Below are 14031 nucleotides of genomic sequence, written 5' to 3' on the forward strand. Positions count from 1 at the left end.
GGCTTTTGCAAAAAGAGTAAGAGAGTAGTAGAAAACGCATTTGAGGAGAATCAGCATGACAGTACAAAACCATGCGCAGATTGCGGTAATCGGCGGTGGCATCATCGGCGCAGCGATTGCGTATTACGCTGCCAAGGCGGGATTGGATGTCGTTGTCCTGGAAAAAGGTGAGCTGGCATCAGGAACGTCCTCGCGCTGTGACGGAAATATTTTGGCGATCGACAAGGACCCCGGTTTTGACAGTCAAATGTCTCTGAAAAGCCAGATGCTTGTTGATCAGCTAAGCCGGGAGCTGGACCATACGTTTGAATATCGGGCACCAGGGAGCATTCTCGTCTGCGAATCAGAGGCCGAGATGGAAGCGGCTCATGAATGGGTGAGACGGCAAAAGGAAGTTGGACTGCCGTTTCGGATGCTGGACCGAGCGGATATTCGGCAGGAGTCGCCTTACTTTGCCGACGACTTGCTGGGAGGCTTGGAGTGCGCCACCGATTCTACCGTCAATCCGTACATGTTGACCTTTGCCCTGTTTGAAGGAGCGAAAAAGCATGGAGCAAGAATCATGCGCCGGACAGAGGTCAAGTCGCTCCGACGTGATCAGGCGACGGGAACGTTTCACATCGGGCTTGGTACAGGCAGTATGACAGCCAAGCAGGTCGTCAACGCCGCGGGGGTGTGGGCGCCAGTCATTGGAAAAATGGTCGGGGTGGATATTCCGATTGTTCCGCGCAAAGGGCATTTGATCGTCGCTTCGCGGCAGATGCCTGTCGGCGTGCGAAAGGTGATGGAATTCGGCTATCTCATCTCAAAGTTTGGCGGCGTGCGACAAGTAGACGAGGAGACAGAGAAGTATGGAGTCGCGCTCGTATTTGAGCCGACAGAGAGCCAGAACTTCTTGATTGGCTCCAGTCGTCAGTTTGTAGGCTTCGATACTCGAATGGATTTGAATGTCGTCAGGTGCATGGCGAGAAGAGCACTGCGCTTTTATCCAAAGATTGCCGACTTCGCCATTATCCGTACCTATTGCGGTTTGCGCCCGTGGACAGAGGATCACTTGCCGATTATTTCTCGCGTAGAAGAAGTTCCCGGTTACTTCATCGCGGCTGGTCATGAAGGGGATGGAATCAGTCTGGCAGCCGTCACAGGTAAGCTGGTGTCTGAGATGCTAGTCGATCAGACAGACACCATCATTCCGACAGAGCCGCTGCGCTTGGACCGGTTTACGAAAAAAGGAGTGTTGCATCCATGAAAGCAACGAGGGTGTTTACCACCATTGACACGCATACCGGGGGAAACCCTACCCGCACGGTAATCAGTGGTCTACCAAAGCTGTCCGGTACCACGATGGGAGAAAAAATGCTCCAGATGAAGGCCGAGTACGACTGGATTCGCACGTTTTTGATGTATGAGCCACGAGGGCATGATGTGATGTCAGGTGCCTTGATCGTTGACCCATGCCATCCGGATGCGGATGTGGGAGTGATCTATATCGAGACAGGCGGATACTTGCCGATGTGCGGTCATGATACGATCGGTCTATGTACCGCACTGGTGGAGACAGGCATGATCCCCGTGACTGAACCGGTGACAAAGCTTACGCTCGATACGCCAGCAGGACTGGTCGAGGTAGACATACAGGTAGAGGGAGGAAAAGCCAAGGAAGTATCGTTTGTGAACATTCCAGCCTTCCTCTATCAGCAAGATGTGACTGTAGAAGTAGAAGGGATTGGAGCGGTGACCTGCGATATTGCGTACGGTGGAAACTTTTATGCGATCACGGATGCACGCCAGCTCCATCTCGAACTGACGCCAGCCAATGCATCCACCATTGTCGATACAGCAGTCGCCATTCGTAAAGCAATCAATCAGGCTGTGGAGATCGTTCATCCAGAGAAGCCGTTTATTCGCGGACTGACCCATGTGGAGTTCTATACGACCCCTGACAATCCGGGAGCGGATGTGAAAAACACCGTAGTCGTACCGCCGGGCGGAATAGACCGATCGCCATGTGGAACGGGCACTTCCGCCAAGCTGGCGACCTTGTTTGCCAAAGGGGAGATCGGCATAGACGAACCATTTGTACACGAGAGCATCGTCGGTTCTATGTTTACAGGAAGAGTTTTGCAGGTGACGGACGAAGGGGGCCTGCCTGCTGTCATTACCCGAATTGCAGGTTCGGCCTGGCTGATGGGCAAGCATACGATTTTTTACAATCCGGAAGACGAGCTAGCGAATGGTTTTTTGCTCATACCAGCCGCAACCGATCATTAAAACAAAACCCAAATAGAAGAGGAGAAATGAAAATGGCACGATTTGAAGGAGTATACGTGGCGATTGTCACACCGTTTACAAATGATTATGAGGTGGATTACAAACGTCTGACGGAATTGTGTGACTGGTTGATTCAGGAGGGCGTAGACGGATTGGTTCCGTCCGGTTCGCTGGGAGAATACGCGACGATGACAGGAGAAGAGCGGGCAAAAGTCATACATACTGTGATCGCTGCCGCAAAAGGGAGAGTTCCGGTGGTCGTAGGCTCTGCTGCTCCGTCTACCCGTCAAGCAGTGGAATGGGTGCAATTTTCCAAGGATGCGGGAGCAGCAGGCGTGATGGCCCTGCCTCCGATTAACTACAAACCATTGGAAAATGAAGTGTTTGCCCACTACGAGGCACTCAATACAGTCGGGCTGCCGATTATTGCCTATAACAATCCTCACGACTACAAAATCGACCTGACACCGGACATTTTGGCAAGACTGGCTGCATTCGAAAATATCGTCGCTGTGAAAGAATTCTCCGGTGACGTACGTCGCATGCAGGACATTCTCGCCCAGACGGACTTGGAAGTTATGGTCGGTGTAGACGATCTCGTCATGGAGGGAGGCTTGATCGGGGCGACAGGTTGGATTTCGGGTGTGCCGAATGCGCTGCCAAAAGAAGGAGTGGAGCTGTTCCGTCTGGCACGGGCAGGCAAGCTGGGTGAAGCACAAGCGCTTTATCGTCGTTTGTTGCCACTGTTCCACTACGACGCGAGTCCACAATTGGTACAGTCGATCAAATACATGATGGAGCTGGCCAACTTCCCAGTAGGACCGACTCGTCCACCGCGTCTGCCGCTGTCTGAAGAATACTACGCGGGCATTAAAAAGGCGTTTGACTACGCTGTCGGCGCTGCAAGTGGACGATAAGGGGGACGGCCAGGATGCACAGCAAAAACTGGATTGGCGGCGACTGGATGACGCCGTCAGGGAAGGAACTAACGGTCAAAAACCCATCGCGTATCACAGAAGAAGTAGGCGTTCTGCATCTGTCTGATCGGACACATGTTTTGGCAGCGGAGCAGGCTGCTCGCATGGCCCAGATCGGCTGGGCAAAACAAACGGGTGCAGCTCGAGGCGAAATCCTTTTTCAAATGGCTGCTGCATTAGAGGCAAATGCAGACAGTTTGGCACAGCTGGCGAGCCGGGAAATGGGCAAGCAGCTTGGTGAGATGCGCGGAGAAGTGGCGCGTGGGGTCAGTCTGTTGCGCTATTATGCTGGAGAAGGGATGCGCTCCAACGGCAACCTGATTCCTTCTTCCGATACGAACGTCCTGCAATACAGCCGTCGGGTTCCGCTCGGGGTCGTGGCGGTCATCACACCATGGAACTTCCCCGTTGCGATCCCCATCTGGAAGATCGCCCCTGCACTTATTTGCGGGAACACAGTCATTTGGAAGCCGGCGGAAAACGGCTCACTTACAGCTACACGACTGGCTGAAATATTCGCAGAAACGAAACTGCCAGCAGGTGTGCTGAATCTGGTGATTGGCAAGGGCCGAGAGATTGGCAATACACTTACGAATGAAGCTGAAGTCGATGCGGTTAGCTTTACTGGCTCATCGGAAACAGGCAGACAGATTGCCATCGCGTGCGCGGGTCGCAATATCAAATATCAAACCGAAATGGGCGGAAAAAATGCGGCAGTCGTTTTGGCTGATGCTGATCTGGATAAAGCGGTTCCGATTTTGCTCAGCGGAGCGTTTCGATCGGCTGGTCAAAAATGTACGGCTACCAGCAGGATCATTGTAGAAAAAGCGATCTATCAGCCACTGGTCGAGCGACTGCAATCGGCTGTGGAGACGTGCCAAGTAGGAGATGCCAGCGATCTGGAAGCGTATTTGGGTCCTGTCGCCTCGGCTGCACAGTATGAGACGGTCGGGCAATTCATTGCATTGGCTAACAATGAAGCAACAGTCATTGCGCAAAGCCCTGCTTATGCAAAAGAGGAGCAAGGCTATTACATCCGTCCCCAAATTGTCGAGGGGGTCGCTGCCAATCATCGCCTCGTTCAGGAGGAAGTGTTTGGACCATTGGCTGTGCTTTTGACAGCAGACGGTTTTGACGAGGCGGTGGAGCTGTGCAACCAGTCTGTATATGGACTGAGCGCTTCGCTGTTCACCCGAGATTTGGCGAGTGCCCATCGCTTCTTGGATGTAGCGCAGGCGGGGATGGTTCGGGTCAATCAAGAGACGGCAGGTGTGGAATACCAGGCTCCATTTGGCGGTATGAAGTTGTCCAGCTCACATACTCGGGAGCAGGGGCAGGCGGCGCTAGATTTCTACAGTACGACGAAAACATGCGCGATCAAATACGCGTGGTGATCCATCGAGCTTTTCGCCAATCGAATAAAAAGGTGAGGATGTCATGCACATCAATCAGTTGTTTACGACGATCGAGGCCCATACCGGAGGGGAGCCGCTGCGCATCATAACAGGTGGCATCCCACCTCTCGCGGGCGAGACGATACTGGAGAAGCGGCACTACTTTCGGGAGGAGCTGGACTATATTCGGCGGGTGCTTATGTATGAGCCGCGTGGGCATCATGGCATGTACGGTTGTGTCATGACGGAGCCTGTCAGTCCAGATGCGGCATTTGGCGTGCTGTTCATGCATAACGAGGGCTACAGTACAATGTGCGGGCACGGAATCATTGCGGTAGTGACGGCTGCCATTGAGACGGGAATACTTCGGCTGGAAGATCCAACAGAGCGTATTGTGATTGACAGTCCAGCAGGAAGAATCATCGCACACGCCAACATGGAAGAATCGCGGGTCCAATCCGTCTCGTTTGAAAATGTCCCCTCCTTTGTTTTCGCACAAGACGTTTCCATTGAGTGGGGAGGACGAATCTTTCCAGTGGACATTTCTTTTGGCGGAGCATTCTATGCAGTTGTACAGGCGGAAGATATCGGTGTCCAGGTAGAGATTGAGCAATTGGCCGAGCTGCAAGAGTGGGGAAGGCGAATCAAGGAACAAATCGAGGCGAAAATGGAAGTCGTACACCCGTTGGAGCCTGAGCTCAAAGGCATTTATGGAGTTATTATCTCGGATAAACCGAGAGTGGAAGGATCAGACTTGCGCAACGTGACGATTTTCGCCGACAAGCAGATCGATCGCTCACCATGCGGTACAGGTACTGCGGCTCGTGTAGCCACCTTGCATGCGCGAGGCAAGCTGGCTGCTGGAGAATCGTTTGTCCATGAAGGAATTGTCGGGAGCCAGTTTATTGGCAAGGTGGTAGCAACCGCGCAGGTGGGTAGTTATCCGGCTGTCATTCCGAGTATAGAAGGAAAGGCATTTATCACGGGTCTGCATCAATTTGTCGTTGACCCTACGGACCCGCTGAAAGACGGATTTTTACTGCGATAGGATCGTTTGCTAGAAAAGGGAGGCTGCGGATCACGGGCAGCCTCTTTTTCATCCCCGAAAAAGCCTAGTCACAATACTGCCACGCATTGGGACATCAGCATTTTTCCCCTTCTTCTGGTATAATGGACAAGATTGAATTTAGGAGTAAAGGAGTTGAATTTTATGCCGTATAAAGCGTTAATGGAAGCGCATGTGGGTAGCTGGGAAGTCGCATTCGTGCTCTTGATCGTTGCTTACATCCTGTATCGCGTGGGCAAAGCAAAAGCAGGCAAGATCGTACATATGCTGCTCAGACTCATGATGGTCATCATTCTTGTATCGGGAGCTTGGATGCTTTTCGTGGGTCACGCATCAGATTTCTATTACTACATGAAGGGCATCATCGCGGTTATCGCCTTTGGTTTGATGGAAATGTCCTTGGGCAAAGCAAAAAGACAAGAAGGCAGCATCGGCTTCTTCATTGGCTGTATTGTCGTATTGGTGCTGGTTATTCTGCTTGGCTATCGCGTATTTTTGTAAGATAGCCAATCCAGGAAGGAAAAGGGTTTCCTCGCAAGAAAGATTTGCGGGCGAAAGCCCTTTTTTAGTTTGGCCGGGCACGGATAAGCCAATTAGCAAAGGGAGGGCGGGGGCCATATCACACTATGTACATATGTTAGAGGGGAGAGGTGAGGAAAAATGGCCTATCCTTCTGACAGTCAATTCATCCCGTTTATGCTCGGGGGAAGTCCATTCGGAGACGTCCCGAACGATGAAAATCCCGGCTCTGTCGACATGGTAGGAAACTCTACATTTCCTGTTGCTTTTTTAGCGTATGATGGAACGTATCTCTACTTTCGGATAAGAGTTAATGAAGATCCAAGAAATTCGCAAAAAACAGGGTTTCAAAACTTTGCCTGGGGTTATCTGATCAATACAACCGGAGTGGCTGGCACATACCAGTGGATGTTGGGTGTGCAAGGCTTACGTAATCGCATTGCCTTGATTCAAAACACGGTCGTAGAATTCAACTCCTGGAACGATCCGGCAGAGGGCACAAACGGCAGTGGAGCTCCAAACTGGCAAGCGCCGATTATCAATTTTGACACGGCTCGTGTGCGGCTGACGAATGATGGTTCAAATTTTAGCGGCAATCCTGACTACTTCATTGATTTCGTCATGCCTGCTGCTACTTTTTTTTCAACGATCGGTGTTACCTCCCTTACTTCCCTTCAATTCCTCCCCTTTACCTCTACAAATGACAACAATTACAACAAAGACTCTCTGCGAATCAGCGAAGGCTTCAGCTTTCAAAATTCCCTGAGTAATAACACGACGATAGCAACAGGAGACGTTCGAGCCAGCCTTGCCATCGATAAGCAGGTAACAGCAGGACCAGCCGTCGTTACCACAGGACAACTATCGCAGTGGACAGGATCGATCACTGTCACCAATACCGGGAAGAGCCAGGCAACGACAGTCGTTGTCAACGATCTGATCGAGCTAGATCAAGTAACAGCTTTCACAGTAAACGCAACAAGTACCGGCTCTGTCAGCTACAAACCGCTCACCAAGGTGCTCAGCTGGACGATCGGCAATTTGGCCGCTGCTTCTACTGCTAGCTTGTCATTTACGGTCAGCGGGGTTTTCGCGGTCTCTCCAGGCGGAACGCGGCGGTTAAACACAGCGACAGTCACTGGCGTAGACAGCTTTTCTGGCGGTACGCTTTCCCCTGTTCAGGATAATATTGTCATTACGGTTAACTTGGCTGGAAGTGTTGCTGGCGTGGTGTTTGACCAGTCCACAAACTTGCCTGTAGCAGGTGCGCAGGTCGAATTGTATGATTCGATTCCCGTACTTATCGGAACGACGACAACAGATACAGATGGCGCCTATTCGTTTACTGGATTGGCTCCTGGTCTGTATTCTGTGTCGGTGACCGCGCCGACTTATGACCCAAAAATTCAATTCGTGAGCGTCTTGGCAGGGCAGACCACAAGAGCAGACATTTTGCTTCCTCCGAGTCCGGGTCAGGTGAACGGTACGATAACAGATACCGGATTGGCACCCATCTCAGGGGCAGTGGTAAGGCTCATTAATACGACAGGCGTGACCGTAAATCAGACAGTGACAGGGGGAGGGGGGACCTATCAGTTTACCAATGTCGTGCCAGGTACCTACACCCTTGCAGTCAGTGCGGCTACATTCCAGCCAGCAACAGTCGCAATCAACGTCATTCGTGCCCAGACTACTACACAAAATGTAGTGCTCCAGACGTCAGTTGCGCAGCTCTCCGGTCTGGTGACAGGTCCGGGTGGCATACCGATTGCCGGGGCATTGGTGGAAGTGCTTAGCCAGACAGGTGTTACACTGACGGAAACGACAACAGACGGAGCTGGTACGTATCTGCTGAATAAGCTCGCAGCAGGTGTTTATCAAGTCCGTGTCAGTGCCACAAGCTTTTCCACACATTTAGCTGGTATCAGTCTGCAAGCGGGAGATGCCAAGGTACTAGATTTCGAATTGACTACAGCATTTGGAACGGTTAGTGGAACCATTTCCGATGCGCAAACGGGTGAGGGAATCCTAAATGCGAGCATCAAGGTTGTCACTCGTTCGGGAATTTCAGTAGGAGAGACGTTAACCGACGCAAATGGAGACTACTCCTTATCCCTGCTAGGTCCGGAAAACTATGTCCTTACGGCGGCTGCGGAGGGATATGCGGGCCAAACAGTAGGGGTAGGAGTCACTGCTGGCGCTACTACGACGGTTGACCTCCAGTTGGAAAAGCAGGCCGGAGTATTGATGGGGACAGTCTCGGACACAGGCATGAATCCGCTTGGGGATGCCGTTGTTGTTGTTTTGAAGGGAACTGTTCCTGTTGCACAGACGATTACCGACAGCACGGGCACCTTTTCCTTCCCACATTTGGCCCCGAATACGTATACCGTAACTGCATCGGCTTCTGGTTATTCCACTACTGTGTTGGGGGCAACTGTAGCGCCTCAGGAAATATCATTTCTGGATTTTGCTCTGCAAGCTTCACCGGGAGCAATCACGGGACAGGTGATCGACAGCGGTAATCAGCCGATTCAGGGTGCCACTGTCATCATTAGGGAAAATACAGCAGCAGGTGCTGTAGTCGCTACGGTATTGACGGATGGGAACGGACAGTATGTGGTACCTAATCTGCTGCCACAAGCGTACGTCGTCATCGTATCTGCTCCGGATAAAACGACAGTGATCACAGGGGCAATCGTCACCTCATTGACGACAACAACGGTGAATGTACAGCTGGCAGATTTGCCGGGGAGCATTTCGAGTTCGATTTTCGATGCTACGTCGGGTCTGCCGATAACAGGTGCTTCAGTAGAGGTTAGTGTGTTGAACCAAGCAGGGACAATCGTCGCCCATGCAAATAGCGATCTGGCTGGCAATTACGCGATCACAGGACTTGCACCCGGCGTTTATACCATTACCGCACGTGCAACCAATTATGAAACGAACAGTGCTTCCGCCACTGTACTTGCGAATGCGAATACGCCTGTCAGCTTATCGTTGTTTGCGAGTCCGGGTGAGATCCAAGGACAGGTGCTTGCTACAGGGGCGTTACAGCCGATTGCCGGTGCACAAGTAAATGCACTCGATTTCAATGGCTCCGTCGTGCATTCGGTATACAGCGATAGTCAAGGAAGCTTTGTTATCACGGGCTTGGCTGCAGGTCAATACGTCATCAGTGCTTCAGCGGATGGCTTTCAGTCCAATCATGTCGGAGCCATTGTGCTCGCGAATACAACTACTCCTGTCCAGCTTCAGCTCAATCAGGATTTCGGTTTTATTAGCGGTACAGTAGCACCTGTCGTACTGGGAACCACCATTCTATTGTTTGGTATCAATAACCTATTGATCGGTACTGTCGTCGCAGATGGGAATGGGGCATTTTCATTTTCAGGGGTCGCACCAGGCTCTTATGTCCTTACAGCTACGGCCCCTGGCTACGCTGTTCAATCTGTTGGGGCGATCGTACAGCCTGGGCAGACGGCCAACGTTTCCTTTACGCTTACCCCGAATCCGGCCAGTATTTCTGGAACCGTGCTAGACACGGGGATGCAGCCGATTGTCAATGCCGTTGTCCGTATTCTGGATTTGAATGAGACGACAATAGGCTTTGGCTACACGGATTCAAACGGGGCCTATACAATTGGCAACCTGCCTGCTGGATCATTTGTCGTGGTGGCAAGCGCCCCTGAATATGTTACAGGCTCGGTTGGTGTTACACTTGGACCCGGTGAAAATAAGAACGGCGTAGACTTTACTCTCGGGGCGAATGCAGGCGGGATTAGTGGACAGGTGACGGACGCGACGAATCCCGCGGTATTCATTGCAGGCGCCGTTGTACTGATTCGTTCCATAAGTAACGGAAATGTAGTGGCTACAGGAAGTACAGACCAGACGGGCAGCTATTTGATTCAACATCTGTTGCCGGGTGCTTATACCGCCACGGTAAGTGCGCCTAGCTATGCGGATCAATCAGTAGGGGCCAATGTAGTCAGTGGAGAAACGATGGGGGCTAGTGTGGCGCTCTTGCCTTTGCCTGGGTCCATCGTGGGAAGTGTCATAAACAGCTTGGGTGTACCTGTTACGGGAAGCGAAATCAACGTCAAGCTGATGGATAGCAATCAAGCTGTTATACAGAGCTTGCTCGCGAATGAGTCTGGTGTATTTTTCATTGGGAGTGTCTCTCCCGGCGTTTACACCGTTATCGCCTCAGCGCCTGGCTATGCCGTAGGAAGTATCGGCGTGATCGTGGTGGCCAATACCGCAACTTCAACGACCGTCACGTTACCTGACTTGCCTGCGGCTATTTCGGGAGTCGTAACAAATCAGATGACGGGATTCGGGATTCCGGGGAGCACCGTGCTCATTACGGATAATCATGGTGTTGTGCTTGCTCAATTATTGACAGATGATCAAGGCAATTTTTTGGCAGAGAAGCTTCCAGCGGGTGTCGTAAATGTAACCGTTTCTGCTTCGAATTTTGTATCCGTCTCGCAGGCGGTTATTTTGCAAGGGGGCATTACCACCAACTTTCAGCAGGCATTAGTTCCCAATCCAGGCAGTTTATCCGGCGTTGTGACTGACCTGGAGATGGGCTTGCCGATCATTGGCGCAACGGTAATCGTCTACGACAACACCCGTGCTGCTGTGGGCTCCGTACTGACTGATTCAACTGGTAACTTTTCGCTTGATAGGCTGGCTCCCGGAGGGTACACCGTCAATGTCAATGCAACTGGATATGCAAGCGATGTAGCTGGCGCACAGATACAAGCTGGTGCGGCGTCTGTATTAAGCTTTGCGTTAAACGAGTTGCCCGGTGGGATAGCTGGTACAGTGCGAAAGGAAGGTACGACATCGCCGATTGCCGGTGCGGTCATTACTGTTCGACAGGGAAGCCCGTCTGGAACGATACTGGCTATTGTCCTAACGAATGAGCAGGGGCAATATATGGTGAGTGGACTGTCCCCTGGGAGCTATACACTGATCGCAAGTGCTACGGGATTCGCTGCTGAGGCTTCAACAGCTATGGTCGGATTGGGAGCGACTACCGGTCTTGACTTTTCTTTGCCGAATCTGCCTGCAAATGTCACAGGCGAAATTAGTGACGCCATTGTCGCTACGCCATTGCCGAATACGCTCGTTCGCTTGCTGGGCAACAATAACACGATCCTCTTTTCTACCCAGACAGACGTTCAGGGGATATACTTCATTGATGGATTTGTGGCTGGTAATTACACCATTTTGGCAAGGAACGAAAGCTATCAGAGGGAGAGTGTCTCCTTTGATGTAGCTCCTGGGGGCACAGCTACAGTCAATATCCCACTGGACCCGAATCCTGGTGTTTTGCAGGGCACCGTCAGGGATGCGCTTGATGGTACGCCACTGGTAGGGGCGGAAGTGTTGATCTTTTTCCCTGGCACAAACAACTTGTTGTCTCGGACGATTACGGACGGTCTCGGTCAGTTTAAAATCGACGGCCTAGCTCCTTTAACCTATACACTTACGATTAGCGCTCAAAATTACACCACCCAGCCTGTTGGTGCGACGATCTTTTCCGGACAGACCACTGAGATTGAAGTGGGGCTTCCCCCTTTTCCAGCTACTGTAACAGGTCAGGTACAGGCTACTGGTGGAGGCGTTGTTCCCAATGCATTGATACAGGTGAAGGATTCACACGGGACATTGTTCGGCAGTGCAATTACGGATGACCTGGGCAATTTTGCTGTTGGCAATCTGCCGCCAGGAACGTATTTGATAAGCGCAAGTGAAGACAGCTACGCAGCAGCCATGCAAAGCATAACCGTGATTGCCGGACAGACAATTAGCGGAGTCATTCTCACGATGTCTCCTCTTCCAGGCAGCATCTCCGGACAGGTGAACAATCAGTTGACGGGACTCCCGATCACAGGGTCGGCTGTTGCGATTCAGCTGTTTTCCAACGGTTTGTTTGTTGCCAACACTGTCACGAACCAGAGCGGGCAATTCCAGGTAAATGGCTTGGTGGCTGGAGAGTACAATGTTATTGCAAGCACAGATGGCTTCGGTACACATTACAGTACAGTTACGGTCGCAAGCGGGCAGACGACCGTAACGACAGTCGAACTATTACCGTTCGTCGGAACGATATCCGGGATTGTCCTTTTGCCGGACGGAACGCAAGCCAGCGGAAACAATATTCAATTGTCACTATTCAATTCAAACCAGATTCGCCTGCAAAATATCCTGGCTGAGCCGGATGGAACATTCCATTTTGTCAATGTGGCTCCGGGTGCGTATACCGTTATCGGGACCATCCCAGGCATTGGTACCGGTCAAGCAGAAGCAGTCGTTTTGCCGAACCAAACAACCTTTATCATTATCCGCCTTTCGCAAACGGGAACGATACAAGGAACAGTTCGATCCGGTTTAACAGGTTTGCCAGTTGCTGGAGCGACAGTGTATGTCCAAACCGTGAATCAACCAATCAGAACGACTGTGGTTGTCCAAACAGACAGCTTCGGCAGGTACAAGGTGACTGATCTTGCTCCTGGCATCTACTTGGTTGTAGCCAATGCGATGGGGAGTGGAGAAGCGAGAGGGACAGTGACGCTAGGCGTAGGGGAAATCATGACACTCGATCTGGTTCTGGTTCCAACAACAATGAGTGGATCTTTACGGGTCGCAACATGTCCGACCATTTTGTTTACCCCATTTTGATGTTTTGGAGAATTACTCCACCTAAAATAATAAATATGGCGGACTACTCCTTTTTTGATATAATAGCTGTAGAAATACAGCTATTTTGTTTTGGGTAAAATTATCTGTGAAAATCCTGATTTTTATTCAAGGGGGAGCGAGCCATATGGTGAAACAGCAGGAGGAGCTGTCCCATCCATTGACAGCAACCATCACGAAGACAAATACGCTTTTGCATATTCAGAGTCTCCTTCCCTCCTTTACGAAATCGGAGCAAAAGGTCGCCCATATCGTCTTGCAGCAGACAGACAGCGTGATTTATTCATCGGTGATTGACCTTGCTGAAAAGGCGGGAGTGGGTGAGACGACCGTTTTGCGCTTTTGCAGGAAAATAGGCTTTCATGGCTATCAGGAATTCAAGCTGGCATTGGCGCAAGAATTGGTCAATCCAGTCAAAAACTTGCATGGTGAAGTCGGAGAAGACGATTCCCTGGACATCATCACGCACAAAGTAACAGCAACCAATCAACAGGCGATTGGGGATACTTCGGCCTTGTTTCAGATCGAACAGCTGGAGCGCTGTGTAGACCTATTGCAAAAAGCAAACACGATCCATTTTTACGGGGTAGGTACGTCAGCAGTAACAGCCCAGGATGCCAAGTACACGTTCCTGCGGATCGGGCTTCGCGTGGACGCTTTTAATGAATCGCATCTGCAAGCGATGGCCGCAGCGACTCTGGGGCCGGGGGATGTCGCGATCGGTTTGTCTGTATCAGGCAGTACGAAAGACACCATCGATTCATTGAAAGTCGCCAAGCAGGCAGGCGCAACTTGCATTTGCCTGACGCACTATCGACGCTCACCGATTACGAATGTAGCAGACATTACGCTTCTGACCGCAGCGCAAGAAGGTCCGTTGCAGGGAGGCTCTCTCGCAGCGAAAATTGCACAGCTGCATGTATTGGATGTCATTAGTACCACAATAACGATGCGCAACAAGGAAAAGGCCCTTTTATATAAAGAGAGAACAGCGAAGGCTGTACTGGAGAGAAAATACTAAAAAGGTAGTTCAAAAAGTCGTCTTTTGATCATGGAGTAGTCCTGGGAGACTTTTTGAATTTATCTTATA

8 protein-coding genes are annotated in these 14031 nt (G+C 51.2%); all 8 read left to right on the forward strand.

Annotated elements, in window-relative coordinates:
- Positions 1-55 precede the first annotated feature (55 nt).
- The 8 genes from ACFYU8_RS11885 to ACFYU8_RS11920 all read left to right on the forward strand — a co-directional run bounded on the left by ACFYU8_RS11885 (position 56) and on the right by ACFYU8_RS11920 (position 13962).
- On the forward strand, positions 56-1249 hold the full coding sequence (locus ACFYU8_RS11885; RefSeq protein WP_390298683.1) for an NAD(P)/FAD-dependent oxidoreductase: 1194 nt from the start codon (positions 56-58) through the stop codon (positions 1247-1249).
- Positions 1246-2271 carry a 4-hydroxyproline epimerase gene (locus ACFYU8_RS11890; RefSeq protein ID WP_390298686.1) on the forward strand — a complete coding sequence of 342 codons (1026 nt, stop codon included), beginning with the start codon at positions 1246-1248 and terminating at the stop codon, positions 2269-2271. The genes ACFYU8_RS11885 and ACFYU8_RS11890 overlap by 4 nt, the downstream gene beginning before the upstream one ends.
- A gap of 32 nt (positions 2272-2303) precedes the next feature.
- A complete protein-coding gene (locus ACFYU8_RS11895) occupies positions 2304-3188 on the forward strand; it encodes a dihydrodipicolinate synthase family protein (RefSeq protein ID WP_390298689.1) in 885 nt (294 codons plus the stop codon).
- A gap of 14 nt (positions 3189-3202) precedes the next feature.
- Positions 3203-4642, forward strand: a complete 1440-nt coding sequence (locus ACFYU8_RS11900; protein WP_390298691.1) for an aldehyde dehydrogenase family protein — start codon at positions 3203-3205, stop codon at positions 4640-4642.
- A gap of 43 nt (positions 4643-4685) precedes the next feature.
- Positions 4686-5690, forward strand: coding sequence for a proline racemase family protein (locus ACFYU8_RS11905; RefSeq protein ID WP_390298694.1), 1005 nt, complete (start codon positions 4686-4688; stop codon positions 5688-5690).
- A 153-nt stretch (positions 5691-5843) separates the two neighbouring features.
- Positions 5844-6209: a YisL family protein gene (locus ACFYU8_RS11910; protein WP_390298697.1), complete on the forward strand. Its 366-nt coding sequence runs from the start codon at positions 5844-5846 to the stop codon at positions 6207-6209.
- 159 nt (positions 6210-6368) lie between these two features.
- Positions 6369-12923, forward strand: coding sequence for a carboxypeptidase regulatory-like domain-containing protein (locus tag ACFYU8_RS11915; RefSeq protein ID WP_390298700.1), 6555 nt, complete (start codon positions 6369-6371; stop codon positions 12921-12923).
- 145 nt (positions 12924-13068) lie between these two features.
- Entirely contained in the window at positions 13069-13962 is an 894-nt protein-coding gene (locus tag ACFYU8_RS11920; RefSeq protein ID WP_069848228.1) for a MurR/RpiR family transcriptional regulator, read from the forward strand.
- The last annotated feature ends 69 nt before the right edge of the window (positions 13963-14031 follow it).

The sequence above is a fragment of the Brevibacillus sp. NPDC003359 genome, assembly GCF_042878995.1.
GTDB lineage: Bacteria > Bacillota > Bacilli > Brevibacillales > Brevibacillaceae > Brevibacillus.

What these genes read in the sequence shown, in the direction of transcription:
- ACFYU8_RS11885 (WP_390298683.1), top strand. Translation starts at nt 56, where the DNA reads ATGACAGTACAAAACCATGCGCAGATTGCGGTAATCGGCGGTGGCATC.
- ACFYU8_RS11890 (WP_390298686.1), top strand. Translation starts at nt 1,246, where the DNA reads ATGAAAGCAACGAGGGTGTTTACCACCATTGACACGCATACCGGGGGA.
- ACFYU8_RS11895 (WP_390298689.1), top strand. Translation starts at nt 2,304, where the DNA reads ATGGCACGATTTGAAGGAGTATACGTGGCGATTGTCACACCGTTTACA.
- ACFYU8_RS11900 (WP_390298691.1), top strand. Translation starts at nt 3,203, where the DNA reads ATGCACAGCAAAAACTGGATTGGCGGCGACTGGATGACGCCGTCAGGG.
- ACFYU8_RS11905 (WP_390298694.1), top strand. Translation starts at nt 4,686, where the DNA reads ATGCACATCAATCAGTTGTTTACGACGATCGAGGCCCATACCGGAGGG.
- ACFYU8_RS11915 (WP_390298700.1), top strand. Translation starts at nt 6,369, where the DNA reads ATGGCCTATCCTTCTGACAGTCAATTCATCCCGTTTATGCTCGGGGGA.
- ACFYU8_RS11920 (WP_069848228.1), top strand. Translation starts at nt 13,069, where the DNA reads ATGGTGAAACAGCAGGAGGAGCTGTCCCATCCATTGACAGCAACCATC.